Origin of the sequence: Mycobacterium shottsii, assembly GCF_010728525.1 — a bacterium.
In the GTDB taxonomy this organism is placed as follows: domain Bacteria; phylum Actinomycetota; class Actinomycetes; order Mycobacteriales; family Mycobacteriaceae; genus Mycobacterium; species Mycobacterium marinum.
This window is the reverse complement of record NZ_AP022572.1, coordinates 1,550,433-1,575,722: the sequence shown is the minus strand read 5'-3', so window position 1 is coordinate 1,575,722 and position 25,290 is coordinate 1,550,433. Positions and strand designations below refer to the sequence as shown.

At 65.1% G+C, this 25,290-nt stretch carries 21 protein-coding genes and 1 pseudogene; 14 read left to right on the top strand and 8 right to left on the bottom strand.

What is annotated here, in order from left to right:
• Position 1: 1 nt before the first annotated feature.
• Together G6N41_RS07435 and G6N41_RS07430 are read right to left on the bottom strand one after the other, a co-directional pair.
• A complete protein-coding gene (locus G6N41_RS07435; RefSeq protein ID WP_198967008.1) occupies positions 2 to 2,632 on the bottom strand; it encodes an AAA family ATPase in 2,631 nt (876 codons plus the stop codon).
• On the bottom strand, positions 2,629 to 3,780 hold the full coding sequence (locus tag G6N41_RS07430) for a metallophosphoesterase family protein (protein WP_198967007.1): 1,152 nt from the start codon (positions 3,778 to 3,780) through the stop codon (positions 2,629 to 2,631). Before G6N41_RS07430 ends, G6N41_RS07435 begins: the two co-directional genes overlap by 4 nt.
• 284 nt (positions 3,781 to 4,064) lie before the next feature.
• Here G6N41_RS07430 and G6N41_RS07425 point away from each other — a divergent pair, with 284 nt between their 5' ends.
• A complete protein-coding gene (locus tag G6N41_RS07425; RefSeq protein ID WP_036456519.1) occupies positions 4,065 to 4,568 on the top strand; it encodes a SixA phosphatase family protein in 504 nt (167 codons plus the stop codon).
• Positions 4,569 to 4,630: 62 nt separating this feature from the next.
• On the opposite strand, the gene G6N41_RS07420 is transcribed toward G6N41_RS07425, so the two are convergent.
• Both G6N41_RS07420 and G6N41_RS07415 read right to left on the bottom strand, forming a co-directional pair.
• A complete protein-coding gene (locus G6N41_RS07420; protein WP_036456199.1) occupies positions 4,631 to 5,209 on the bottom strand; it encodes a DUF3558 domain-containing protein in 579 nt (192 codons plus the stop codon).
• The gene (locus G6N41_RS07415; protein WP_407663783.1) at positions 5,206 to 5,718 is read right to left on the bottom strand and encodes a DUF3558 domain-containing protein; all 513 of its coding nucleotides are present in this window, start codon (positions 5,716 to 5,718) and stop codon (positions 5,206 to 5,208) included. The genes G6N41_RS07420 and G6N41_RS07415 overlap by 4 nt, the downstream gene beginning before the upstream one ends.
• A 192-nt stretch (positions 5,719 to 5,910) precedes the next feature.
• On the opposite strand from G6N41_RS07415, the gene G6N41_RS07410 reads away from it, so the two are divergent.
• Positions 5,911 to 7,650 (top strand): ABC transporter ATP-binding protein, encoded by a 1,740-nt coding sequence (locus G6N41_RS07410; protein ID WP_198967005.1) that lies wholly within the window; start codon positions 5,911 to 5,913, stop codon positions 7,648 to 7,650.
• Positions 7,647 to 9,569, top strand: coding sequence for an ABC transporter ATP-binding protein (locus G6N41_RS07405; RefSeq protein WP_198967004.1), 1,923 nt, complete (start codon positions 7,647 to 7,649; stop codon positions 9,567 to 9,569). The genes G6N41_RS07410 and G6N41_RS07405 overlap by 4 nt, the downstream gene beginning before the upstream one ends.
• 65 nt (positions 9,570 to 9,634) lie before the next feature.
• On the opposite strand, the pseudogene G6N41_RS07400 reads toward G6N41_RS07405, so the two are convergent.
• Positions 9,635 to 11,445 (bottom strand): annotated as a pseudogene (locus G6N41_RS07400) (PE family protein).
• 720 nt (positions 11,446 to 12,165) lie between these two features.
• Here G6N41_RS07400 and G6N41_RS07395 point away from each other — a divergent pair.
• The 7 genes from G6N41_RS07395 to G6N41_RS07365 all read left to right on the top strand — a co-directional run bounded on the left by G6N41_RS07395 (position 12,166) and on the right by G6N41_RS07365 (position 18,983).
• Complete coding sequence (locus G6N41_RS07395; RefSeq protein ID WP_198967003.1) at positions 12,166 to 12,498, top strand: DUF732 domain-containing protein; 333 nt, start codon at positions 12,166 to 12,168, stop codon at positions 12,496 to 12,498.
• A 231-nt stretch (positions 12,499 to 12,729) separates the two neighbouring features.
• Positions 12,730 to 13,056 (top strand): DUF732 domain-containing protein, encoded by a 327-nt coding sequence (locus tag G6N41_RS07390; RefSeq protein WP_198967002.1) that lies wholly within the window; start codon positions 12,730 to 12,732, stop codon positions 13,054 to 13,056.
• A 239-nt stretch (positions 13,057 to 13,295) separates the two neighbouring features.
• Complete coding sequence (locus tag G6N41_RS07385) at positions 13,296 to 14,036, top strand: LppX_LprAFG lipoprotein (RefSeq protein ID WP_015356739.1); 741 nt, start codon at positions 13,296 to 13,298, stop codon at positions 14,034 to 14,036.
• A gap of 83 nt (positions 14,037 to 14,119) precedes the next feature.
• Complete coding sequence (locus tag G6N41_RS07380; protein WP_198967001.1) at positions 14,120 to 14,488, top strand: DUF4189 domain-containing protein; 369 nt, start codon at positions 14,120 to 14,122, stop codon at positions 14,486 to 14,488.
• 143 nt (positions 14,489 to 14,631) lie between these two features.
• Positions 14,632 to 15,342, top strand: a complete 711-nt coding sequence (locus G6N41_RS07375) for a C39 family peptidase (protein WP_020729993.1) — start codon at positions 14,632 to 14,634, stop codon at positions 15,340 to 15,342.
• A gap of 337 nt (positions 15,343 to 15,679) precedes the next feature.
• A complete protein-coding gene (embR, locus tag G6N41_RS07370) occupies positions 15,680 to 16,840 on the top strand; it encodes an ATPase/transcriptional regulator EmbR (protein ID WP_198967000.1) in 1,161 nt (386 codons plus the stop codon).
• 352 nt (positions 16,841 to 17,192) lie between these two features.
• Positions 17,193 to 18,983: a serine/threonine-protein kinase gene (locus G6N41_RS07365; RefSeq protein WP_198966999.1), complete on the top strand. Its 1,791-nt coding sequence runs from the start codon at positions 17,193 to 17,195 to the stop codon at positions 18,981 to 18,983.
• Between the two features lie 284 nt (positions 18,984 to 19,267).
• Here the strand turns inward: G6N41_RS07365 and G6N41_RS29935 are convergent, their stop codons facing one another.
• Together G6N41_RS29935 and G6N41_RS07355 are read right to left on the bottom strand one after the other, a co-directional pair.
• The gene (locus tag G6N41_RS29935; protein WP_373167924.1) at positions 19,268 to 19,345 is read right to left on the bottom strand and encodes a helix-turn-helix domain-containing protein; all 78 of its coding nucleotides are present in this window, start codon (positions 19,343 to 19,345) and stop codon (positions 19,268 to 19,270) included.
• Positions 19,346 to 19,373: 28 nt separating this feature from the next.
• Complete coding sequence (locus G6N41_RS07355; RefSeq protein WP_198966997.1) at positions 19,374 to 20,276, bottom strand: LysR family transcriptional regulator; 903 nt, start codon at positions 20,274 to 20,276, stop codon at positions 19,374 to 19,376.
• 105 nt (positions 20,277 to 20,381) lie between these two features.
• Here G6N41_RS07355 and G6N41_RS07350 point away from each other — a divergent pair, with 105 nt between their 5' ends.
• Genes G6N41_RS07350 through G6N41_RS07335 form a run of 4 tightly spaced genes read left to right on the top strand, consistent with a single transcriptional unit; the run spans position 20,382 to position 24,275 of the window.
• Positions 20,382 to 21,230 carry an aldolase/citrate lyase family protein gene (locus G6N41_RS07350; RefSeq protein ID WP_117423145.1) on the top strand — a complete coding sequence of 283 codons (849 nt, stop codon included), beginning with the start codon at positions 20,382 to 20,384 and terminating at the stop codon, positions 21,228 to 21,230.
• A complete protein-coding gene (locus tag G6N41_RS07345) occupies positions 21,218 to 21,745 on the top strand; it encodes a MaoC/PaaZ C-terminal domain-containing protein (protein WP_012395734.1) in 528 nt (175 codons plus the stop codon). Before G6N41_RS07350 ends, G6N41_RS07345 begins: the two co-directional genes overlap by 13 nt.
• The gene (locus G6N41_RS07340) at positions 21,745 to 23,082 is read left to right on the top strand and encodes an acetyl-CoA hydrolase/transferase family protein (protein ID WP_198966996.1); all 1,338 of its coding nucleotides are present in this window, start codon (positions 21,745 to 21,747) and stop codon (positions 23,080 to 23,082) included. The genes G6N41_RS07345 and G6N41_RS07340 overlap by 1 nt, the downstream gene beginning before the upstream one ends.
• Positions 23,083 to 23,099: 17 nt before the next feature.
• Complete coding sequence (locus G6N41_RS07335; RefSeq protein WP_198966995.1) at positions 23,100 to 24,275, top strand: acyl-CoA dehydrogenase family protein; 1,176 nt, start codon at positions 23,100 to 23,102, stop codon at positions 24,273 to 24,275.
• Positions 24,276 to 24,306: 31 nt separating this feature from the next.
• On the opposite strand, the gene G6N41_RS07330 is transcribed toward G6N41_RS07335, so the two are convergent.
• Positions 24,307 to 25,203, bottom strand: a complete 897-nt coding sequence (locus tag G6N41_RS07330; RefSeq protein WP_231608984.1) for a glycerophosphodiester phosphodiesterase family protein — start codon at positions 25,201 to 25,203, stop codon at positions 24,307 to 24,309.
• Positions 25,204 to 25,290: the final 87 nt, after the last annotated feature.

The window sequence follows — 25,290 nt, the reverse complement described above, 5'->3', positions numbered from 1 at the left end:
ACTAAAGATTCAGATCGATCCGGTGCGCGCCGGCGACACCGTCGTATCGGTCAGGGCTGCACGTCAGCACGATCACCTGACCATGGGTTCCCACGGTATCGAACACTCCCCCCATCTTGGCCAGGCGGTCTGGATCGGTGAATCCCAGCGCATCGTCTACCACCACCGGAACGGTGTCCTCCTTGGCCACCAGCGCCGCGCCCGCAAACCGGGCCAATATGCCGAGCTGCTCTTTGGCGCCGCCGGACAACGACTCGTAAGGCACCGTGACATCGTCGAGAGTCCGGCTGCGGATCCGTAGATCGCTACCGACATCGACCTCGAACGTGGGCCCGAACACCGGGCGCCCGAGTCGCTGTAGCTCCATTCGATAGGGCTCGACGTAGCGCTGTCGGGTAGCATCGCGATGCCGTGTCATCACCGATCGCAACAGCTGGGCGGCTCTGGCGCGGCGTCCGATGCGGGCGTGCTGACTAGCGGCATGCTCACGTTCGGTCTCTGCCGCATCAAGCTTGCTCTGCCGACCTTCGCTGCCGAACACCGAGAGTTCGACGCTGATGTCGCGCAGCGCGGCGACAACGGCATCGTGGCGCTCATCCAGTGACTGCGCGATCTCGGCGGCTTCCCGTAGCTCGGCGGCTACCGCCTCGGGCTCGGCCGCGTCCAGCACTTCGGCCAGTTCGGCGAGTCGACGCTGCGACGCCTGCAGCACGTGCAGATCGGCATCGGCCGCCGACGCGAGGTCGGCATCGCTAACCGCGGCCCGCGCGGTGGCCAGCCGCGAGGTGGCCGCTTCGACTTCGGCCCGCCCGTTTTCCAGCCTGCTCTGCAAAACCGTGGCCGAAGTAGAGGTTTCGGCGAGACGCCGGCTTGCCGCGAGAGCAAGCTTGCGCTGATCCTCGCACTGCTTGCCGGCCGTTATCCCGGCGGCCTCGGCCGCCTCGAGTTCGGCGCGGGCAGCCGTGGCATCGGTCGCAAACAGATCGGGCTCAGCGGGCTGGCTGGCCTGCAGCTGTGCAAGCCGGCAGCGGAGTTGGTCTACCTGCTCGTCACCACACAGCCCGGCCAGGGTGGCGCTCAACTGGTCGCGGCGCCCCAACAGTTCGCGGCGGCGCTGTTCGACCGATCGGGCCTCCGCCAAGGTTGCCACGCCGCCCGCGGCCAATGCCACCGCAAGTTCTTCTTGTGCTGCAACATATTTGGCCTGCGCCTCCAGCGCGGTCGCCCCCTGGGTGATCCGCGCCGTCAGGACCCCGGGGACCTCGACCTCCGCGAGGCCGGTGGCCGTCATCGACCAAATCGAACCCGCCGACAACTGCACCCGTTGACCGCCAACCACCAGCTCGATGTCGGCGGCCGCAGTGAACTCCACCGCCGCGGAAATCAACGCGAGTTGCCCGTCCACCCGATCCACGCTCGCCGCAGCGGATTCGATTCGTTTCAGCAGCGCCTCGGTAAGTGTCACCTCGGATAGCTGGGCGCAGACCCGGTCATGGTCACACTGGACCTCTCCGATCCTGGCCAGTCGGGCGCTCAACCGTTGCGCCTGTTCGCGGTCGGCGATCTGGTCGAGAGAGCGCCGGGCGGCTTCGGCACGGCGTTGAACCGCCGTCAGGCTAGCCGTAGCTTCCTCGACCGCGACGTCGCACCGCTGCGCATCGACGCTCGCCATCGCCCGCTGGTCGCCGGCGTGCTGCGCATCGATTTGCAGGGCCTCGAGCGCCTTGGCGCGATTGTCGATTTCCTCGCACAGGGCACGCCGTTCAGCATGAGCGGCCGCCGAAGCCGAGCTGGTTGCGGCCTTCGCAGCGGTGACGAGCTTGGCCTCATGCGCTTCTGCCTTCAGCCCCGCGACCTTGTCGGCGGCCTGCCGCGCAGCCGCCAGCCGGGAACCGGCTGCAGCCAACTGCGGCGCCAATTCGGCTGCCTGCCTAGTTAGTTCACCATGGCGACTGATGCGCTCGTCGACCTCGGATACCGCCGCGGCGCACTCCGCTACCGCAGTCTCGGCTCCGCTCAGCCGAGCGAGGGTTGCCGCCCATTCGCCGGTGGGACGTCCGGTTGGGGTGAAGTAGCGCGAATACTCGGCATCGATGCGTTCAATCAGCACTGGCTCGGCACCCGAGAGCGCCACGTCGGTGGCCGAATGGGCGGCGGCGATATCGAGCGCGCGGGAAAGCGCATCACAGCTGGACAGATCCACCGCCGTGGTCGAAGCGGCCTGCAGCACCCGCTGGGCACGCCACAACTCGGTGTCCACCGTCTCCGCCAAGATCGCCCGGACCCGCTCATGGGCTTCGTCGCCGGTCAACTGTTCGCGACGAGGCGCCAGCACCGTCAGCTGTGTTTCACACTTCTTGTGAAAACGCTTCCGGTAGACAAAACGATAAGGACCACTGCTTATTTCGGCAGTGACCTCGGATCCGACGTCGGCATTGGTCGGTTTGACCTGCTTGATTTCCTTTTTCGCCGAGCGATCCTTGAATTCCAGTAGGAGATCCAAAGCCTCGATCATCGAGGACTTTCCAATCTCGTTGGCGCCGCACACAACCACCACACCGTGGTCTGGGAACTCGATCTCCCGATGCGCGATCCCCCGGTAGTTGGTCAGTACCAGCCGGTGCAACTTCATGCCGCGCCCCGATCTGTGAGCCGCAGCAGCAGAGCCAACGCCGCCTGAGCATCGACTGCGGATCCGTCGGCACCCGAACGCGCGGTTGCGACCAACTCGTCAACGGCGGCCGCAGCGAAACCGCCGATGCCGAGGTCGCTGAACTCACCATCCGCCGGAATCACGGCCAGGTCGGTGTGGCGTTCCCACAGGCCCAGCCAGGCGAACAACCGCGCATACCTGTCCAGGCACGCATCCAGCGCGGCACGGTCGGTGACGGTCAACGAACCGGTCAGGGCCAACCGCACCACGGTGCGGTCCTTGTCGGTCATCAGATCCAGATTCAGATCGAGGTCGGCAATGTCGCGGCTGGTGTCCACTTCCCAGCGCAGCGTGACAAACTGCCAGCAGCCGACCCGCCTGGCTGTCACCGAGACCGGGCGGCACGGGTCGGTTTCGTCAATGTCGACGACGAGGACGTGGCCGGGGTCAGATTCGACGTCGTCGAAGTTGGTGACTTCCGGCGATCCCGAGTACCACACCCTGCCGCTGCCACCAACCTGAGTCAGCGAATGCTTGTCCCCGAGCGCCACATAGTGCAACATTCCTCGCGCCACCGCGTCCTCGAGCCCAGCGAGCCGGATCAGCGAGGGCTTGCCGGGATCCGGGTCCAGCGCATCGACTCCCCCGTGGGCGACCAGCACCCGGGTGCCAGCCCCTTCGGACAGTCCCGCCAACACGTCGGCGACAAGATCGGTGGTGGGAGCCTTGGACCGCCACGGAGCGGCGACAAGCTCCACTCCCGGACGCACTTGGTGACTACCGCAGCGATCGAGAACGACAACGTTGTCTGGACATTCAGTACGAAACAGTGCGCCGGTGTATACCGAAGAAGCGTCCAACGGGTCGTGATTGCCCGGAAGCAGGTAGACTGGAACACCGATGGCGCGCATGGCCTCCAAGGACTGGCTGATGACCTGGGGCGTGAGCTGATTGTGTTCGAAGACGTCACCGGCCACAACCACGAACTCGGCACCCACCTCGGCAGCCAGCGCCCCCAGACCGGCCACCGCATCGCGGCGCGCAGCCGAATAGCGCGGCTGCGCGTCACCGGCGAGAAAGTGGCGGGTCATGCCCAGCTGCCAGTCGGCGGTGTGCAGGAATCGCATCCTGGTGACCTCCTAGCGAAAAAGCGTGTCTATCAGGGCAACGCGAGTGTAGGTCTGGGCACCGACAAGACGCGGGACCTCGCCCGGCAGGTTCGGCTCGCAAGCGGTCGGCCCGGGATCGAGGACCCACGCCGCCCGCCGTAGTCGAACATTCATTCGCATCGCGGCAGCGCAGGGCGGGTAGCCATCTGGTGCGCGGCGAAGTGCGCACGGTGTTCGCCGCCGAGCTGATGATTCGCACGCGCGTCGGTGCCGCCAACCCGGTTGGCCTTAGGGTGGGCCGAATGAGTGACCGGCACACGCTGTTGTTGATGCGGCATGCGAAATCCCAATATCCGCCGGGTGTGGCTGACCATGAGCGACCGTTGGCACCGCGCGGGCGTCGCGAGGCCGGATTGGCCGGAGACTGGCTGCGCGGCAATGCGCCAACGGTCGACGAGGTGTTGTGCTCCACCGCGATCCGTACCCGAGAGACGCTGGCACGCAGCGGCATCGATGCACCGGTGCACTATTCCCAGCGGCTCTATGGCGCCGTGCCCGGCACGCTGATCGGCGAGATCAACCGGATTGGCGAGGACGTCGCGACCCTGCTCGTCGTCGGGCATGAACCAACGATGTCCGAGGTGGCACTGGGCCTCGCCGGCGCCACCGGCACCGACGCTGCCGCCGCCGAACGGCTCTCGGCGAAATTCCCGACGTCGGCGATTGCGGTGCTGCAGGTGGGCGGCCGCTGGGAAGAACTCGAACTCGGTGGCGCTGCCCTCATCACGTTCCACGTGCCGCGCTAGCGAACCGTCGCCCGACGCGGATACCCCGGGGGGGGTAGCACCATCCCCGGGTATCCCGCCAGTCAGGAGTTGGTGGCCAGCGTCAGCTCCATCAGCTTGATGGCCTGCGAGCAGGCATCGATACCGGGGGCCTGAGGATTGACCCACCAGCCGACAACTCCGGCGGCGTCGCTTGCGACGCCGCATGCGCCGTTGGGGTCATTGGGTCGCATCACAATCGAGTCGACGCCCTGAATGGTGCGACTCTCGACCTGATACTTCAGTCCCTCGGCCACCTTGCGTTCGTTGCTCAAGCTGCCCTGCTCGAACCAGTACCGGGTGATGTCGATCAGCCCGGCCGGGTTGGCCGCCTGCCAGCGGCAGATCGCGCCGACGAACGTGCTCTGAATGTCGAGCGGATCGGCGCCCACCGTCTTGGCCAGGATGTCGGTGGTCAGCACTTCACATTCTTTGAGCAGGTTGGGGTACTGCTGCTCGGAATTGTTGTTGCGTGGGACCCCACCCCCGCCCGCTTTGATGGCGTTGCCCGAAATCGACCTCGAGCAGCCGGTTATCGACACCAGCACCGCCAGCAGCACGGCCGCCGCGCGCAGGCCTGCACCATTACCGCGCCGAGATCCACGACGCATCCAACCGCTCATTTCGAGTTCGCAATCGACTGACGAGTGAGTTCCCTGGCGACGTCACACGGCGGCGGGAATGGCTTCTGGTTGAAGCTCACCGACCATTCGATGAAGTCGTCCTGGAACTGGATCCCTACCTCACACAACGAGTCGCCCAGGGTGGGCTCGTTGCCGATGGCGATGAAGCCGCTGTGGCCGTCGATGTTGATGTCCTCGACACTCCCGCGGGAGAGCTCCTCGGTCTTGCGCTCACGACCGATTGGACTGCCGCGGTACCAGGAGAAGGAGAAGTGCGGGCCCATGATGCCGCCGCCCGCCAACCACTGGCACCCCACCGAGTTCTGAGCCGTGTTGATCAGGCCACTGATCCTGGTCAACTGTGTCACTGTCTGGTCGCTGACACCACCGCACTGCGGAAAGAACGGTCCGTGACGGCCCTCGGAGCTGCCCGGGGTCGACGAAACCGTCGCACCGGGATTGTTGTCACCGGAATTGGAGCACCCTGCAACTGCGGGACTCAGAGCCATCAATGCCGCCGCAGCCAGGGCCAGCGTCGTCAAATTACGCCGCACCGCTTACCTCTCTACTGCTGGTCACAGCATGCACTGTAGCCGCAGCCCCGCGGGTCAACCACCGACACGCCACCTGATCAGGCATTTCGTCCTGACCGATGCGGCCGGCCCCAGCACCGGGCCGACACGGTATGCAACAGTTACCCCATGCTCCTGGCACTGCTGCGCCAGTACATCCGGCCGTACCGTCGGCTGGTCGCCGCGCTGATGGCGCTGCAGCTGATCAGCACCCTGGCCTCGCTGTACCTGCCCACGGTCAACGCCGCGATCATCGATGACGGAGTCGCCAAGGGCGATACCAACACCATCATCCGGCTGGGTGCGGTGATGCTCGGCGTGACCGGACTACAGGTGCTGTGCGCGGTGGGTGCCGTCTACTTCGGAGCCCGCACCGGGACCGGCTTCGGCCGCGACCTGCGCGCCGCGATGTTCGAGCATGTGATCACCTTTTCCGAACGCGAGACGGCCAGATTCGGCGCGTCGACGCTGTTGACCCGCAGCAGCAACGACGTCCGCCAGATCGTGTTCCTGGTGCAGACGACTGCCACCGTGCTGGTGGCCGCGCCGATAATGAGCATCGGCGGCATCATCATGGCGGTTCATCAAGAGGCCGCGCTGACCTGGCTGCTGCTGGTCAGCGTTCCGATCTTGGCGCTGGCGAACTACTGGATCATGACCCACATGCTGCCGTTGTTTCGCAGCATGCAGGCGTTGATCGACGGCATCAACCGGGTGCTGCGCGACCAGCTGTCCGGCGTCCGGGTGGTTCGCGCGTTCACTCGGGAGCCCTTCGAGCGGGACAGGTTCGCCCAGGCGAACACCGCGTTGGCGAGCACCGCGTTGCGGGCCTGCAATTGGCAGGCGCTGATGCTGCCGGTGACCACGCTGACGATCAACGTGTCCAGCGTCGCGGTGATCTGGTTCGGCGGCCTGCTGATCGACCAAGGCCGGATGCAGGTCGGCTCGCTGAGCGCATTTCTGTCGTACTTCGCCCAGATTCTGATGGCGGTGCTGATGGCAACGATGACCTTGGTGGTGCTGCCGCGAGCCGCCGTGTGCGCGGAGCGCATCACCGAGGTGCTCTCGACTCCCGCCGCACTGAACAACCCGCAACACCCCAGATTCCCCGCTGCCGGCATCACCGGCGCGGTCCGGTTGGAAAACATCACCTTCAGCTATCCCGGCGCCGACTGCCCGGTGCTGCAAGACATCTCCTTGTCAGCACCGCCGGGAGCCACCACCGCGATTGTCGGCAGCACCGGTTCGGGCAAGTCGACGCTGATATCGCTGATCTGCCGGCTCTACGACGTTACCGGCGGCGCCGTGCTGCTGGACGGGATTGATGTCCGCGACTACCAGACCGAGCGGTTGTGGGCGGCGATCGGGCTGGTGCCCCAGCGCGGTTACCTGTTCTCCGGCACCGTCGCCGACAACCTGCGCTACGGCAAATCCGACGCAACCGACGAAGAGATGTGGGAGGCGCTGCGGGTCGCGGCCGCAGAGGAATTCGTCCGGGCGCACGGACTGCAGATGCGTGTCGCGCAGGGCGGGATCAACTTCTCCGGTGGGCAGCGTCAACGACTCGCGATCGCCCGGGCGATCATCGGCCGACCCGCGGTCTATCTGTTCGACGACGCATTCTCCGCCCTTGATGTGCACACCGATGCGCGGGTCCGCGCAGCGCTGCGAGAACTTGCCACAAAGTCGACCATTATTATTGTCACACAACGCGTTTCGACTGCCGCACAGGCCGATCAAGTGATCGTGATCGACGATGGCAGAGTTGTCGGGGCGGGCACCCACGATTCCCTGCTGATCGATTGCCCCACCTATGCCGAATTTGCCGTCTCGCAGTCGGTGACCACCGACATCAGGGGCGTCTCGTGACCGCGGCACTCAACCAGCGACCCCGAGGCGGCGCCCCGGCGCCAACCCGATCGCGCGACTTCTGGGGTTCGGCTACGCGGCTGGTGAAACGGCTCGCCCCACAACGACGGCGCAGTCTTGCGGTGATCGCCCTGGGCATCGTCGGCACCGCGATCGGGGTGGCCGTTCCCAGAATCCTCGGCCACGCCACCGATCTGCTGTTCAACGGCGTGATCGGACGCCAGTTGCCCGCCGGAATCTCCAAGGCGCAAGCGATTGCCGGCGCCCGGGCCCGCGGTGACAATACCTTCGCCGAACTGCTGTCGGGAATGAAGGTAACCCCCGGCCAAGGCGTGGACTTCGGTGCGGTGGTACGAACCCTCGCCCTGGCGTTGGCCCTGTATCTCATTGCTTCCCTGCTAATTTGGGGGCAAGCCCGGTTGCTCAACGTCACCGTGCAGCGCACCGTGGCAGCGTTGCGCGCCGATGTCGAGCACAAGCTGCACCGGCTGCCACTGTCCTACTTCGACGGACGTCAGCGTGGCGAACTGCTGAGCCGGGTCACCAACGACATCGACAACATTCAGTCGTCGCTATCGATGACGATCAGCCAGCTGGTGACCGCGATCCTGACCGTGGTCGCGGTGCTGTCGATGATGGTGTGGATCTCGCCGCTGCTGGCACTGATCACCCTGCTGACCGTGCCGTTGTCGTTGCTGGTGACGCGAGCGATCACCCGACGTTCACAACGGCTGTTCGTTGCGCATTGGACCAGTACCGGACGCCTCAACGCACACATCGAAGAGACCTACAGCGGCTTCACGGTCGTCAAGACCTTCGGCCACCAGGCCGCAGCACGCGAACAGTTTCACAACCTCAACGATGACGTCTACCAGGCCAGTTTCGGCACCCAACTGCTCTCTGGCCTGGTGCAGCCGACGACCACGTTCATTGGCAACCTGGGCTATGTAGCGGTCGCGGTGATGGGGGGCCTGCAGGTGGCCACCGGTCAAATCACATTGGGCAGCGTGCAGGCGTTCATTCAATATGTCCGGCAATTCAACACACCGGTGTCGCAGGTGGCGGCCATGTACAACAGCCTGCAGTCCGGTGTGGCCAGCGCAGAGCGGGTGTTCGAGCTGCTCGACGAACCCGAAGAAGCCGCCGACCCCGCGTCGGCGCTGCAACCGGCGGTCAGCCGGACCGGCCGCGCCCCGGCCCTGACCGGTCGCGTGGAGTTCGAGCGGGTGAACTTTGCCTATCACCCGGGCCATCCGGTGATCCACGACTTGTCACTGGTGGCCGAACCGGGCAGCACGGTGGCGATCGTCGGACCGACAGGTGCCGGCAAGACCACGCTGGTCAACCTGCTGATGCGGTTCTATGAGGTCGATTCCGGCCGCATCCTGGTCGACGGAATCGACATCACCACGGTGAGCCGGCGGTCACTGCGGTCGCACATCGGCATGGTGCTCCAGGACACCTGGTTGTTCGACGGGACGATCTCGGAGAACATCGCTTACGGGCGTCCGGAGGCCAGCCCGGACGACATCCTCCAAGCCGCCAAAGCGGCCTACGTCGACCGGTTCGTCCACATGCTGCCGGCCGGCTATCAGACCCGGATCAGCGGAGACGGCAGCAACATCAGCGCCGGCGAGAAGCAACTGATCACCATCGCCCGCGCATTTCTTGCCCGCCCGCAGTTGTTGATCCTGGACGAGGCCACCAGTTCGGTCGACACCCGCACCGAGCTGCTCATCGCGCGGGCAACCGCCGAACTTCGCCGGGATCGAACCAGCTTCATCATCGCCCATCGCCTTTCGACGATTCGTGACGCCGACCAGATTCTGGTGGTGCAGGCGGGCCAGATCGTCGAACACGGCACCCACGCGGAGCTGCTAGCCAACCGGGGCGCCTACTACGCCATGACGCGGGCCTAGAACGATTCTGGCGATGCAGCCCCGCTGGCGGTGGTGGCGCCAAAGCGCCCGGTAACCGTACCGGGTCAGCCCGCTGCGCCATCGGCGCCGGTACCGCCCTGCACGCCGTTATGGCCGCTGATTCCGTTGTAGGTTGTCCCGACGCCTGGATCGCCACCCACGCCACCGTCGCCACCGACAGCGCCGGCGCCGCCCGCACCGCCAGTCCCACCGATGCCGTTGGTACCCGAGTGACCGATCAACCACCCGCCAGTGCCACCGGCACCGCCGGCGCCGAACCCGCCGCCGGAGCCGCCGTCGCCCCCGGTTCCGCCGTCGGTGGCGCCGCCGCCGAAGCCGCCGGCCCCGGTGCCAGACGAACTGCCGTCACCGCCAACTCCGCCATTCCCCCCGGCGCCGCCGATGCCGCCGGTACCGCCGGCGCCGCCGTCGCCACCCACACCACCGCCGCCGCCGTTGCCGATCAGCAGCCCACCGTCACCACCTTTGCCGCCAACCCCGCCAGTCCCGCCGGTCCCGCCATCGCCGCCGGTGCCCGCAATGCCGCCGTCGCCGCCAATATTGGCGTCTGCCACGCCGCCGTCAGTCGAGCCGGCGGAACCACCAACCCCGCCGGTCCCCCCGGCGCCCCGGTCGCGCCGGTGCCGCCGGTGGCCCCGGTGCCCCCGGTACCGCCGATGCCGCCGATGCCGCCGTCGCCGACCAATATCCCGCCACGACCACCGTTACCCCCGCCGCCGCCGGTCCCGCCGGTGCCACCGGAAGCGCCGCTGGCTCCATTGCCGCCGGTCCCGCCAATACCCGCATAGGCGCTGCCGCTGGAAGTGACGGCAGGCCCGCCCTGTCCACCATCGCCGCCCGAAGCTCCGGGAGCCCCGCCGTTGCCGCCGGTCCCGCCGAAACCTCCATAGGCGTCACCGCTGCCGTCATTGATGGCGAACCCGCCGACCCCACCGGTGCCTCCGGTCACCCCCGAGCCCCCATCGGCACCGCTGCCACCGTTACCGCCGTTGGCATCACCGGTCGAGGTCGTAATGCCGTTGCCCCACGTGCCGAGGGCGGCTGTGCCGTTGGAGGTGTTCACGCCGTCCGCGCCGGCCAGGCCGGTGCCACCTTTCCCGCCGCTGCCGCCGTTGCCGAACAGGTAGGCGTTGCCACCGTTGCCCCCTTGCCCGGGGTCGCCGCCACCGATACCCGCCGCGGCCGCCCCACCCTGCCCGCCGGCGCCGCCATCGCTGTAGAGCCACCCGCCGTTGCCGCCGGCACCCCCGGCCGCACCGCTACCGCCGATCCCACCGGCCCCGCCCTGGCCGAACAGCCAGCCACCGTTGCCACCGGCACCCCCGGCCGCGCCAAGCCCCCCGGCCCCACCTGTTCCGCCGGCGCCGATCAACCCCGCGCTTCCACCGGTACCGCCGATCTGGCCGGACGCTCCGGAGCCGCCGTCGCCCCCATTGCCGTACAAGATCCCGCCGTCGCCTCCACTCTGTCCAGTCCCCGCCACCCCATCGTCGCCGTTGCCGATCAACGGGCGCCCCAACAGCGCCTGGGTGGGCGCATTGACCACGTCGAGCGCTGCCTGCAACGGCGAGGCGTTGGCGACCTCCGCGCTTGCATACTTCCCCGCAGCCGCGTCAAGGGCGGTTACCAACTGGTCGTGAAACGCCGCCACTTGGGCGCCGAGCGCTTGATAGGCCTGGGCATGTCCGGAAAACACTGCGGCGACCGCCGCCGACACCTCATCGGCACCCGCGGCCAGCGCGCCCATGGTCGGCGCCGCGGCGGCGACGTTAGCCTGACTGATCGCCGAGCCGATGCTTGCTAGATCCCTGCCCGCCACCGCCAATACCTCTGGCGAGACAACGACAAACGACATCACAACCCTCCCACCTGCTCGTGTTCACCCCAGCAGCCGCGCTGTCTTCTTCGCACGATGCGCCGAAGCGGATCGTATCGTCTTCCTAAGCAACATATGTCGCATTTTGGTTAACTTGTCATCGCCACACAAAATGTGAAAAGCATTCACGTTCAGCAACATTGGCCACGATAGCCATCCAGGCAGTGACCAGCAGATACTTCGCACTCCAACCGCCAAACTCGAAAACCACTCGCATTGCGCCACACTGACCGCCAACCGCAGTCGACACCGACGACAGCCCAACTTCGCTGCCTAGCCATCAAACGCGAAAATTGCTCGCATTGAGCCACACTGACGTCCACTATCGTCCACCCCGAAGCCAGACTAACTGTGCCGAGCACCGCAACTATCACGGTCGGACACAACGCCTACCACCAGAATTCGGTTGCTCTCCTTGCTTATAGATCCATCAGGGCATTTGCCGGGAGGAACCACGCAGGAGCGGCCGCGAAGTCGTGATCCAGGTCAACGATGCAGCGCTACAGCCCAATGCCGGCAACGGGAGCGGCATATGACCAATGGCGCGGATCGAGCTCGCGCGGGCTAGCCACGGTGCCGGCGCGCAGCCGCCGCGACGCCACCACTGGAGTGCGCCAAGAAGTTGTTGAGAATCCTTGGAGCGGCCGGCCCGATGCTGGGGTCATCCAGCCAGGGAAACCAGAGCAAAGGACCTCAGCAATGTTCTCAACCCGCATCGCCGCAGCCATCACCACCGCAATCGGCGCAGCCGCCGTCGGGCTAGCCATCGCGACCGCAGGCAGCGCTGCGGCCAGCACCGACGACACCGCCTTCATCTCACAGATGGAGTCGGTCGGGGTCACCTTCTCCTCACCTCAGGCGGCCGACCGGGAAGGTCACCAGGTTTGCACCGAATTGGCCAGCGGCAAGACGGGCACCGACATCGCCGAGGAAATCCTCAGCCAGACCGACCTGACCTCCAAGCAAGCGGCCTACTTCGTGGTCTACGCCACCAAGGACTACTGCCCGCAGTACGCCAGCCAGCTCGCCTAGCCCTTCGCCAACCACGCGGGGATCCCGGCCCGGGATCCCCGCTTCGGCCTGCTATCGGCGAGTTCAATTATGCGACAGTGCTTTTCAAATCAATCTCAGTGTACCGATCATCGCCGAGGCGGGTTGGCGGACGGGCGCCAAGAACTTGCCAAGAACTTATTTAGAATCCGCCAAGGCGCCGGCCTCAAGGTGAAATCACCAACGGAAAATCACCGACAGAGGATCGCCACCATGTTCTCACCGCGTATCACCGCAGCCATCACCACCGCAATCGGCGCCGCCGCAATCGGCCTCGCCATCGCCGGCGCCGCGAACGCCAGCACCGGTGACGAGACCTTCATCGCCCAGATGAAGGGAGTCGGCGTCACCTTCTCCTCAACTCAGTCGGCCGTGCGCCAGGGCCACGAGGTCTGCCAGGAATTGGCCAGCGGAAAGACGGGCACCGACATCGCCGAGGAGATCCTCAGCCAGACCAACCTGACCACCAAGCAAGCGGCCTACTTAGTCGTGGACGCTACCAAGGTCTACTGCCCCGAATACGCCAGCCAGCTGACCTAGGACCAACCGACCGGGCGTGCGGGGATCCTGATTTCCGGATCCCCGCATCCGTCGTTTCCGGTCCGAAAGCGGAGCTTGGGGACTTGCCGGCGGATCCGCAATCCCAGTGCCCGCAAGGATCTGCACCCAAAGCTTTCACACCCACTCGGGCCCTTCGAGTTCGGTGGTGGATTGTTGACTGTGCTGCTCACAGATTGCTAAGCAGGACAATGCCGTGGGCCAACATAAGGAGAATTCCGATGAAGCATCCGCCTCGTTCCGTTGTCGCCACCGCCGTCACATTGGCAGTCGTGCTCGCGATAGGGGGCTGCTCGAGCAACGGTGGTTCCGGCGGACCCGGGACGGCCACCGGCACCACCGTCACCACCAGTAGCGCCGAGGCGGCCACCATCCTCAAGCAGGCCGCCGAGGCCATGCGCAAGGTCACCGGAATGCATGTGAACCTCACGGTGGACGGCGACGTGCCGAACTTGCGCGTGACCAAGCTCGAGGGCGACATTTCCAACTCACCGCAGACCGTGGCCACCGGAAGCGCGACGATGCTCGTCGGCAACAAACAAGAGGACGCGAAGTTCGTCTATGTCGACGGTCATCTGTATTCGGACCTCGGACAGCCCGGCACATATACCGATTTTGGTGACGGGGCATCCATCTACAACGTTTCGGTGTTGCTTGACCCCAACCAGGGGTTGGCCAACCTGCTGGCCAACCTCAAGGAAGCATCCGTCACCGGCAGCGAGCAGGTGAACGGTGTGGCCACCACCAAGATCACCGGGAACTCGGCCGCGGACGACATCGCCACGCTTGCCGGCTCGCGGCTTACCTCCGCGGACGTCACCACGGTGCCCACCACCGTCTGGATAGCTACCGACGGCTCCTCTCACCTGGTGCAGATCAAGATCCTGCCGACCCCGGCCACATCGGTGACGCTGACCATGTCCGACTGGGGCAAGCAGGTCACCGCAACCAAGCCGGTCTAGCCATTGTCGTGAGCGCAGTTCATCGCAGTTCATCGCAAGCCGTTGAAACCGCCGGAGCACCGGCACTTGGAGAGGACTCACCAATGACGACGATCTCCCGTCGGCGGCGGTTAGCGGTGGCCGTCGCCAGTGTGGCTACCGCCACGGCAACTACCCTGACGCTCGCACCCGTCGCTGATGCCGCCGACCAATACGGCGCGATCGCCTACTCCGGCGACGGCTCCTGGGGACGAGCGTCGCACTACCCGACCCGAGCGGCCGCCGAAGCAACCGCCGTCAAACTATGTGGCTACTCCGACTGCAAAGTGTTCACCACCTTCACCGCCTGTGGGGCGGTGGCTGCCGACGGCAAGACTTTCGAAGGCGGTGTCGGGCCCACCCTGAGCGCCGCGATGAAAGACGAGCTGAGCAAGCTCGGGGGCGGCTACATCGACACCTGGGCATGCAACTGAACCTGCCCGACCCATGCGATGACCACCGTCGACCGGCGGGCAGCAGATCACCCCAAGAATTCGTGGAGATAACAAAAAGGCCTACATAAGAACCTTTTCTCAACGCCCACTCCGCACCCGCGGAACTGAGAAAAGGACAGACGATGAAGATCAACAAGATCGCCACCGCCCTCAAGACAGCCACCTTCGCGATCGCCGCCGGTGCCGTTGCACTGGGACTGGCCAGCCCGGCCGGTGCAGCGTCCGGCACGATGTACGGCGACCCAGCGGCTGCCGCCAAGTACTGGCGCTACCAGAAATACGACGACTGCCTCATCATGGCCGTCGCCGACGTGGTCGGTCAGGTGACCGGCAGGGAGCCCTCGGAGCAGGCCATCATCAAGGTGGCCCAGACGACCCCCAGCGCCGTGCACCCCGGGTCGATCTACACCAAGCCGGCCGACACCAAGAACCCGAACTCGGGCCAGGGCACCAGCCAGGCCGACATCGCGACGTTGCTGGCGCACTACGGCATCGACGCTGTTCTTACCGACCTGGACAACGCCCCGAGCAACGGAGTCCTCACCGGCATGGAGGCCCTCGAGCACCACCTGGGCAACGGTCGCGCGGTGATCGTCAGTGTCAACGCCGAAATGATCTGGGGCGTGACCATCGACAACAAGGACGAGGCCGGCAACCCGGTTTCTGACCACGCGGTGGTCGTGACCGGTGTCGACACCGCCAACGGGGTCGTGCACCTCAACGACAGCGGCAGCGACGAGGGGCGCGACGAGCAGGTCCCGATGGCCCTGTTCATGCAGGCATGGGCCACCAGCCAAGACTTCATGGCCGTGACCACCCAAGCCAGCAATTGACCATCGATCACCACCGCGGGCGGCCTCACCCGGTGCACACGCACCGGACCGGCCGCCCGCACTGGCATGTTCGCAAGCACACCAAGACAATTCGCATGCAACACCAGTGATCGTCTTGGCAGCGCGGGCATTTCAACGGCCATCGTGGTAACCATCTGCGGCCAGAACCAACGGCCGACACCGATGCCGGACGGCCCCGACACCTCGCCGACGTGCCGGGATCCCCGGTTCTCACCGCATCGGCGAACTTGGTACCACAATAACCAGTAACGACAAACCAGTAATGACACCCGACTGCTAGGGATGCGAACGCGAGTGAAGCCGCGGAGGACCCGGAATGGCTGGTAGCGCAATGGTGGACAAACGTCTCGAATTCGGTCTGCTCGGACCGTTGGAGATGACTATCGACGGCGAGCTGGTGCCGCTGGGCACACCCAAGCAGCGCGCGGTTCTGGCCATGCTGGTGATCAACCGCAACCGGCCGGTCGGGGTCGACTCACTGATCACCGCCCTGTGGGAGGAGTGGCCGCCGGCGGGGGCGCGGGCCAGCATTCACTCCTACGTGTCCAATCTGCGCAAGCTTCTCAGTGGCGCCGGGGTCGATCCACGGGCCATGCTGGCCGCCGCCCCGCCGGGCTACCGGCTCAGCATCCCGGATAGCACGTGCGATCTGGGGAGGTTCATCGCCGAGAAGACCGCCGGCGTGCATGCGGCCGCGGCCGGCAAATTCGAGCAGGCCAGCGGGCACTTGTCGAGGGCGTTGGCCCAATGGCGTGGACCCGTACTCGACGACCTGCGAGACTTTCAGTTCGTCGACGCGTTCGCCACCGCACTGGTCGAGGATAAGATCCTTGCCCATACCGCGAAGGCGGAAGCCGAAATCGCCTGCGGCCGGGCGGCCGCGGTGATCACCGAACTTGAAGCGCTGACCGCCGAGCATCCCTACTGCGAGCCGCTGTGGACGCAGTTGATCACCGCCTACTACCTCACCGATCGCCAATCCGACGCGCTAGGTGCCTATCGCCGGGTAAAGACGACCCTCGCCGAAGACCTCGGCATCGATCCCGGCCCGACCCTGCGGGCCCTCAATGAACGAATCCTGCGTCAGGAACCACTCGACGCCAAGATGAACGCCAAGTCCACCGCCGTTGGCACCGTCACGGTGCTCGACCAGCGCACAATGGTGTCGGGCCAGCAGGCCGTCGCCTACTTGCACACCATCGCGTCGGGTCACGACTACCCGATTCGGACCGCGGCAACCCGAATCGGGCGGCTCAGCGACAACGACATCGTCCTGGACAGCGCGAACGTCAGCCGCCACCACGCCGTCATCATCGACACCGGAACCAACTACATCATCAACGACCTACGGTCATCCAACGGAGTGCATGTACAGCACCAGCGGATCCGCGGCGCCGTCACGCTCAACGATGGCGACCACATCCGTATCTGCGACCACGAATTCACCTTCCAGCTCACCGCACGAAACCCCCGGTGAGCCAGCTCATCCAACCGGTTTGTTTAGCAATGCTTTTCGGCGCGCAACGCTTGCCCGACGGGCTAGCCTGCGACGCAATCCGAGATCGCGACAAGGCTTTTGGCCAAAGCTACCTCCGTCTCCGCAGCCGTTCCGGCCGGCCGCACCAGCCCGGCTGCCCCACTGACGCCGTCCCACCTTTTGACCGCGTCCGGTCGGCACCCGCGAACCCGGGCGATGTGGCCGTTTTCATGCGAGCCGACTAGCGAGGGCTTACCGTCAATGGTTGCTGGGCCGGTGATTGGACTCGGGACGACACGTCGGGCCTGTTGATAAAGTCGGCAGGATTCGGGTTGGGTTGAGGAGATCAGCGATGGGCGAGGCGCCAGACTCGCGTGTGGGGTCGATGTTCGGCCCTTACCACCTCAAACGGCTCCTGGGCCGGGGCGGCATGGGCGAGGTCTACGAGGCCGAGCACACCGTCAAAGAGTGGACAGTGGCGGTCAAGCTGATGACCACCGAATTCAGCAAAGACCCGGTGTTTCGCGAGCGGATGAAGCGCGAAGCGCGCATCGCCGGACGTTTGCAGGAACCCCACGTGGTGCCGATCCACGACTACGGCGAAATCGACGGGCAGATGTTCCTGGAGATGCGCCTGATCGAGGGCACCGACCTGGACAGCATCCTCAAGCGCTTCGGCCCCCTGACCCCGCCACGTGCGGTGGCCATCATCACCCAGATCGCCTCGGCGCTGGACGCCGCGCACGCCGACGGGGTCATGCACCGCGATGTCAAACCGCCCAACATCCTGATCACCCGCGACGATTTCGCCTACCTGGTCGACTTCGGGATCGCCAGCGCCACCGGCGACGAGAAACTGACCCAGTTGGGCACCGCGGTGGGCACCTGGAAATACATGGCGCCCGGGCGGTTCGCCAACGAAGAGGTCACCTACCGCGCCGACATCTATGCGCTGGCATGTGTGCTGTTCGAGTGCCTTACCGGATCCCCGCCCTACCGGTCGGACAGCGCAGGCACGCTGGTCACCGCCCACTTGATCGATCCTGTCCCGCAAGTAAGCACGGTGCGCTCGGGGATCCCCAAGGCCTTCGACGCGGTAATCGCCCGCGGCATGGCAAAAAAGCCCGAGGAACGCTATGCGAGCGCCGGGGATCTGGCCCGCGCCGCCCATGACGCACTCAGCAACCCCGATCAGGACCACGCGGCCGACATCCTGCGGCGCAGTCGGGAATCCACGCTGCCCGGCACCGCCGCGATCACCCCCCAACCGCCGACCATGCCCGCCGTCACCCCGCCACCGGCCATGCCGTATGCCGATCCGGCCAGTTCGGGGCCGTTGCCGCAGTCCGCACCGACCGGGCAGCCCGGGTGGGCGCCCGCGAGCGGTCCCATCCCGGCCGCACACCAACCGGCCCAAGTCCCGCAGTACTACCAAAGCGGCAGCTGGGCAAGCACGCCGCCAGGCACGCCACCGCAACAACCCGTCGGGCCGACGCCGTGGAACCAGCCGCCACCCAAACGCAATCCCTGGCCGATCGTTGCCGGCGTTGCCGCACTGGTGTTTGTCCTCATCGTTGGCGGGATCGGCGTCTGGCTGGTGACCAATTCCGACTCCACCCCCAAAGCGGGCCCCGGCACTACGGGCAGCACCACCACTACTTCCCCCAAACCGGAGACCACCAGCCCCGAGACGACGACCACCCCGGCCGGTGACCCTCAGGCCCGGTTGCTGAGTTACCTGCCGTCGGGCTACGCCAGTGGTGTCTGCACCGCAACCACGCCCAAACCCAACAGCGTTTGGACGGGGGCGGTGGCGATGTACAACTGTGGGCAGAACACCAACGATGGCGGACCAAGTCGCGCTGTGTATGGGCTGTTCCCGAGTCTGGAAGCACTCAAGCAGGCCTTCAACGACGACATTGCCGCGGTGGATCTGGCCAATTGTCCGGGCGAGGGCCCGTCTCACGACGGGTGGCACTATGACCGGACACCGGACGTGACGGCCGGAATGATCGCCTGCGGGACCTACAAGAACCACCCGAACGTGATCTGGAGCAACGACGACAAGCTGATGCTCAGCGACGCCTTCGGAAACCCGGCCACCCTCGACGAACTCCACACCTGGTGGGCGAAGTACGGGTGAACCACGCCTCGCCGGTGCGCCGATCGGCGCTGCGGTAACCGGGTGGCGTTCCGGAACAGACGGCCGTGGCCCACTAGTGGGGCAGGCGACCGCCAAGCATCCTCGTGGCTTGCGCCGCGGCGCTTAGCACGTCGGCGAGCAACCCTTGGGCCCGCTGCGGGGCAGCCGGAAGCTGGGTCCGCTGATCATCGAACACCGGCGCGGACAGTCCGGCGGCACCTTCGTCACGCTTACCGGCGGTAAACGAGAAACCGCTCCGGCAGGTCTGCCAGGTTCGCCGCCAGTCAGTGCACGGTAGACGCGGGAAAGCCGGTGCGAGAATGGATTTCGGCGAGAGTCAGTGCCGGCTCGGCAGGGGTCAATGCATCGAGAACCCCGCGGATCTTCGACCTAATCTCCCGCGGCAGAAACCCGGTGACCGTAGCAGCCAAGGGCTGTCTCGCGGAATGCGACCGCCGACGAAAGCAGACATCTGTCCGCGATCCACCCGATCGCGATGGGCCTGACCAGTTGCGCATCATCAATCGCGATTTCGACGATGTCAGTGGGCCTTGCCGTCGCCTGCGGCAGCACCCCGACCCCGAGATTCGCTCCGATCAAGCCACGCAGCGTCCCGACGTCGGTCCCTTCGAACGCCAGGGTCGGATCTATGCCGTGGCGGGCGCACGCCGCATCAACGATGCGACGCAAAGTGTGGTCACGGTCGAGCACCACGAACGGATAGGCGGCCAGTTCGGGAAATCTGATCATCCGGCGACCGGCGAGTGGATGATCGGTGCTGACCACCGCATAAAGTTGCTGAGTGAATAGCGTCTGCCAAGCTATCTCGCCGTAGCCTTCGAAGGCGGCCGGAAAACTCAAGCTCACATCGGTAACACCGCTGACCAGGTCGCTGAGCACACCTTGACCGGAACGTTGATGCAGTTCGAACCGCGCCTGCGGAAACCGGCTGTGATGCAGGCGAATCAGGTGCGGCACCGTCTGCATCCCCAGGGAGTGAAGAAAGCCCAGTGCTACCGTCCCGCCGCTGACACCGGCGAGCTCACGCACGTTGTCGATTGCCGAAGAGACGCTGCGTTGGGCCAGCCGGCTGCCCACCAGTAGAGCCTGTCCATATCGATTGAGCTCGTTGGTGCGGCCTCGCCGGGTGAACAGTTGCACGCCGATCTCAGCCTCGAGCAGCGTGATGGCACGACTCACCGCAGACTGCGACACCAAGAGCTGCTCGGAGGCGCCCCGAAGCGTGCCGCATTCCGCAACGGCCTGAAAGTAGCGCAATTGATAGAGCTCCACCGGCCCAGGATACTTGCGCAAAACTGAACAGTTCTTCGAAACCTTGTGCTAGACGCAAACCTGGTTGGTTCCTAGCGTGTTCGTAGACCCGGAGGAGACCACAAGATGAAACCCATTCCGCGCAGTTTGTTGTTCACACCGGCAACCAATACCCAGCACTACCCGACCGCGGCAGCGGTGCATGCCGAGGCACTCATCCTCGATCTCGAGGACTCGGTGGCCCCCCGCGACAAGGCGCAGGCTCGCCGGGACGCGCTGAATTTTCTTTGCACCACAACGCCGGCGAAGACGATGGCGGCCATCCGGGTCAATGCCCCCGATACCCTGGATGGCTGGCGGGACCTCACCGCGTTGCTCGACTCTGCGGCCGACCCAGATTTTCTGATGCTCCCAAAGGTGCAGTCCGCGGCCGAGATCGGCCTGGTCAAACGCCTGCTTCGGCAGTCACAGAAGACAACTCGACTCATCGCGACCGCCGAAAGCGCTGTTGTGGCGGCAAATCCGGACTGCGCGCTCGACCCGCGCCTGGTCGACGCAGTCATCTTCGGCAGCGCCGACATGGCAGCCGACCTAGGCGCAGAACCCTCCGCCGCCGTTGTGCGACATGCTCGCAGCACCATCCTCAGCCACGCCGCCGCCGCAAAGATACCGGTCATCGATGCCCCGTTCTTCGACATCGACGACATACCCGGACTGCGCCAGGCCGTCCGCGAGGCCGTCGCAGAAGGATTCGCCGGGAAGGCGGCAATCCATCCAGATCACGTAGCGCTCATCAATTCCGGATTTCTTCCCGGTCAATCCGAAATCAATTGGGCACGTGAGGTATTGAAGTCTGCTCAGGCAGGCGCCGGGTCCGTTGGCGGTCGAATGGTGGACGAGGCGATGGCCCGCCGCGCGCGCGGCATACTTGCCAGAGCTCAGGGTGTGAACGAGGAGGAACCATGCATGAGCTGATTTCGGCCTATCGGGAAGTCGCACCCGGCGTGTACCGGGAAACCGCGGGCTTGTACTACGAAGATTTCGTCGTCGGCGACACTTTCGAGCATCGACCAGGCCGAACGATCACCGACACCGACAACATCTGGATGACCCTGCTGACCATGAATACCCAGCCCGTGCATTTCGATGCACGCTATGCGGCAGCTACCGAGTGGCAGAAGATGCTTGTCGATTCCACGTTGACCATCGCGATGCTGACGGGGATGAGTGTTCGGACCGTCAGCGCCAAGGTGGTTGCCAATCTGGGGTGGGACAACGTTCGCGCCTGCCACCCCGTTTTCGCAGGCGACACGCTTTACGCCAGCTCCACCGTGCTCGCCAAACGCGAGTCGAAAAGTCGTCCGAGCCAGGGCATTGTGTCGGTTCAAACCCAAGGGACCAACCAGGACGGAGTCGTCGTGATGACCTTTGAACGCACCATGCTGATCTACAAACGTGCCGGTTCACCCGCGGGTGAGGCGAATTACTGATGGAAAATTGCGTAGAAGTCAAGGACCACGCCGCCCTATACCGTGCCAAGCTAACCGATCCCGACACCGCCATACTGGCGGTCACCTCTGGATCGGCGGTGGCAATCGGCCAAGCCGCCTGCCAGCCACCCGCGCTGCTCCAGGCTCTCGCGGCCCGCGCCGAACGCCGCGAGATCGATCGCGTCCGGCTCTTCTACTACCACGCCGAGCGGCCGATGGCCGATACCGTACTGCGTTACAAATTGATGGGGCGGCTCCTGCCCAACTCGATGTTCCTGCAAGCCGCCGAGCGAGACTTGATCGCCCACGGCGAACACGACGGACGCAAAGTTGTGCATTTCATTCCGAATTCGTTCAGCGATGCGGTACGGCTATTCACCGAAACCATCTCTGTCGATACAACTATCGTGACGGTCTCCCCGATGGATGAGCAAGGCTACTTCACATTCGGAACCAACAACGACTACACCAGTTCGGTGGCCCGGCAGGCCCGCCACCTCATCGTCGAGGTGAACCCCAACATGCCACGAGTCTTCGGACACTCGATGCTGCACGTCGATGAGGTCGACGCCATCGTCGAAAACGACGCCCCCTTACCCGAGCTGCCGCAACGCCCTATCAGCGAGCTCGATCGGGTCATCGCAACCCATGTCGCCGCGCTAGTGCCCGAGCAAGCCTGCCTGCAGATCGGCGTGGGTGGACTGCCTCAAGCGGTATGCGAACAGCTAAGAGACCGTAACGATCTTGGTATCCACTCAGAGGTATTCACCCCTGCGCTGGCCGACCTGGTGCGCCGAGGAGTTGTCACCGGGCGACACAAAGCGATCAATCGGGAAGCAGCCGTCTTCACTTTCGCGCTCGGCGATCGCAAGACCTACGAATTCATGGACAACAACCCCAAGTTGGAGAGCTACCCCGTCGACTATGTCAACGATCCTGCGGTGATCGCCCGCAACGACAACGTTGTCTCGGTGAACTCGACGATCGAGATGGACCTAACCGGCGCGTGCAACTCCGAGCATGTCAATGGGCACCAGTTCACCGGCGCGGGCGGTCAACTGGACTTCGTGCGTGGTGCCTATGCCTCGCGCGGGGGCAAGTCGATCATCGCATTCGCATCGACCACCCGCGGCGGGACGATCAGCAAGATCGTTCCGCGACTTTCCGGACCTGTAACCACGCCGCGCAACGAAACACACTATGTGGCTACCGAGTTCGGAACCGTCAATCTGAAGGGCCTGTCGAGTTCCGCCCGCGCCGAGGCGCTGATCGGGCTCGCGCATCCCGACTACCGACCGTGGCTAGCCGAGTGCGCACAACACATGCACCTCATCTAGAAGAGAACCTTGCACCGATGATTAACAACGACAGCCCGGACAGCCAGCTTGATGAGGACGAGGCCATGCTGGTGGCTACCGTGCGGGCCTTCATCGACCGCGACGTGAAGCCCAGCGTGCGCGAGGTCGAACACGCCAACACCTACCCGCAGGCCTGGATCGAACAGATGAAGCGCATCGGCATCTACGGGCTGGCCATCGGGGAAGCCTACGGCGGATCGCCGGTGTCGATGCCGTGCTACGTCCAGGTCACCCAGGAGCTGGCCCGCGGATGGATGAGCCTGGCCGGCGCCATGGGCGGACACACCGTGGTGGCCAAGCTGCTGATGCTCTTTGGCACCGACGAACAAAAGTCCACCTACCTACCAGCCATGGCCACCGGCGAACTGCGCGCCACCATGGCCCTGACCGAACCCGGCGGCGGTTCAGACCTCCAAAACATGTCCACCACCGCGATGGCTGACGGGCCCGACCAGCTGCTGATCACCGGCGCCAAGACCTGGATCAGCAACGCCCGCCGCAGCGGGCTGATCGCCCTGCTGTGCAAGACCGATCCCCACGCCGCACCCCGCCACCACGGCATCTCGATCGTGCTCGTCGAACCGGGCCCCGGCCTGAACATCTCAGCTGAACTGCCCAAACTGGGATACAAGGGCGTGGAAGCCTGCGAACTGTCCTTCGACAACTACCGGGCACCGACCTCTGCGATATTGGGAGGCCAACCAGGTCAAGGGTTTTCACAAATGATGAAAGGACTCGAAACCGGCCGCATCCAGGTCGCCGCCCGCGCCCTGGGCGTGGCCAGCGCAGCACTCGACGACGCCCTGGCCTACGCCCAGCAGCGCCACAGCTTCGGCCAACCGATCTGGAAACACCAAGCCATCGGAAACTACTTGGCCGACATGGCAACCAAACTCACCGCCGCCCGCCAACTCACCCACTACGCCGCCCAACGCTACGACAGCGGCCAGCGATGCGACATGGAGGCCGGCATGGCCAAACTCTTCGCCTCCGAAACCGCCATGGAAATCGCGCTCAACGCCGTCCGAATCCACGGCGGCTATGGCTATTCCACCGAATACGACGTCGAACGCTACTTCCGCGACGCACCCCTGATGATCGTCGGCGAAGGCACCAACGAAATCCAGCGCAACGTGATCGCCAGACAACTGATAGCCCGCGGCGGAATCTAACCGCCGCCGGGCGTCATCAGCGGCCCGTTGTTCATCGCGCCCAGTGTTGGGCTTCCCGAGGCGAGTCGACCAGCACGGCGTCGAGTCCGACCTTCTTGGCGAGCTGGTAGTCGTCGGCAGTCTTGACGGCGAAGCCCATGACGTTCATTGGGGATCCCGACTTGAAGCACTCGACGGCGGCCGGGTCCCATAGCTGCGCGTCCACCTTTGAGGTCCCAACGCCCAACGTGAATTCTTCGGTGATCGTGATGCTCCGGTGCAACTCAAAGCCGGCCCACTTGCCAGGATCCGGCGCTGGGTCACAGTGATGGTTCAGCGCCATGGCGAGAAGTCGCTGGCGGGTGATGTCACGGCTTTCGGCGACTCGCAGATGCTGCTGAGCCGCTGCCTCGGTGATGGTCGCATCGGTGGAGTAGACGGTCGCCCGTTCTGCCGCACCGGTCTGGTTCAGCACCCGCGCGACCGCCGATACCACCGGCTGTGCGGGAGTCTGCTTGAGATCCAGAAACAGCGCGATGTCTGGCGGGACCGCGGAGATTGCCTGTTCGAGCGTGGGTATGGGCGTAGGCCGCTGCCGGTAGGGATAGCCGTCGACGCCCGGCTCGGTGAAATTCCAGCCCGCGTTGAGCTGCTGTAACTGCCCGGCGGTCTTGGAATTCACTGGTCCCGCTCCGTCGGTCAACGTCGCCAGATCACTCGGCCGGTACAACACCGCCACCCCATCCTCGCTGGCCTGCACGGTCAGCCACACACCGTCGACACCGGATGAAACCGCGTTCGTTATCGCTAGCAGGGTGTTTTCCGGGAAGTCGGCCGCGCCCGCGCGATGGGCGATGATCATCGGCCCAGAGGCCGCAGTGGACGGCGCCGCCCCTGCCGCGCAGCAAGCGCCTCCCAGCACGGCAACCGCCGCGACCACACCCAAAATTGCCGATCTCAATCGTCGAATCCCTTCACGAGTCCCCGCCCTACAGCGCCACATCGCTGCGCAGCGAGGGTCAACCATGCGCGGTCA

Bases quoted from the DNA above. Each gene is read 5' to 3' on its own strand.
- G6N41_RS07335 (WP_198966995.1), top strand. From the start codon at position 23,100: ATGATTAACAACGACAGCCCGGACAGCCAGCTTGATGAGGACGAGGCC.
- G6N41_RS07415 (WP_407663783.1), bottom strand. From the start codon at position 5,718: ATGGCTCTGAGTCCCGCAGTTGCAGGGTGCTCCAATTCCGGTGACAAC.
- G6N41_RS07430 (WP_198967007.1), bottom strand. From the start codon at position 3,780: ATGCGATTCCTGCACACCGCCGACTGGCAGCTGGGCATGACCCGCCAC.
- G6N41_RS07340 (WP_198966996.1), top strand. From the start codon at position 21,745: ATGGAAAATTGCGTAGAAGTCAAGGACCACGCCGCCCTATACCGTGCC.
- G6N41_RS07350 (WP_117423145.1), top strand. From the start codon at position 20,382: ATGAAACCCATTCCGCGCAGTTTGTTGTTCACACCGGCAACCAATACC.
- G6N41_RS07345 (WP_012395734.1), top strand. From the start codon at position 21,218: ATGCATGAGCTGATTTCGGCCTATCGGGAAGTCGCACCCGGCGTGTAC.
- G6N41_RS07385 (WP_015356739.1), top strand. From the start codon at position 13,296: ATGAAGCATCCGCCTCGTTCCGTTGTCGCCACCGCCGTCACATTGGCA.
- embR (WP_198967000.1), top strand. From the start codon at position 15,680: ATGGCTGGTAGCGCAATGGTGGACAAACGTCTCGAATTCGGTCTGCTC.
- G6N41_RS07410 (WP_198967005.1), top strand. From the start codon at position 5,911: ATGCTCCTGGCACTGCTGCGCCAGTACATCCGGCCGTACCGTCGGCTG.
- G6N41_RS07420 (WP_036456199.1), bottom strand. From the start codon at position 5,209: ATGAGCGGTTGGATGCGTCGTGGATCTCGGCGCGGTAATGGTGCAGGC.
- G6N41_RS07435 (WP_198967008.1), bottom strand. From the start codon at position 2,632: ATGAAGTTGCACCGGCTGGTACTGACCAACTACCGGGGGATCGCGCAT.
- G6N41_RS07375 (WP_020729993.1), top strand. From the start codon at position 14,632: ATGAAGATCAACAAGATCGCCACCGCCCTCAAGACAGCCACCTTCGCG.
- G6N41_RS07380 (WP_198967001.1), top strand. From the start codon at position 14,120: ATGACGACGATCTCCCGTCGGCGGCGGTTAGCGGTGGCCGTCGCCAGT.
- G6N41_RS07425 (WP_036456519.1), top strand. From the start codon at position 4,065: ATGAGTGACCGGCACACGCTGTTGTTGATGCGGCATGCGAAATCCCAA.
- G6N41_RS07395 (WP_198967003.1), top strand. From the start codon at position 12,166: ATGTTCTCAACCCGCATCGCCGCAGCCATCACCACCGCAATCGGCGCA.
- G6N41_RS07365 (WP_198966999.1), top strand. From the start codon at position 17,193: ATGGGCGAGGCGCCAGACTCGCGTGTGGGGTCGATGTTCGGCCCTTAC.
- G6N41_RS07390 (WP_198967002.1), top strand. From the start codon at position 12,730: ATGTTCTCACCGCGTATCACCGCAGCCATCACCACCGCAATCGGCGCC.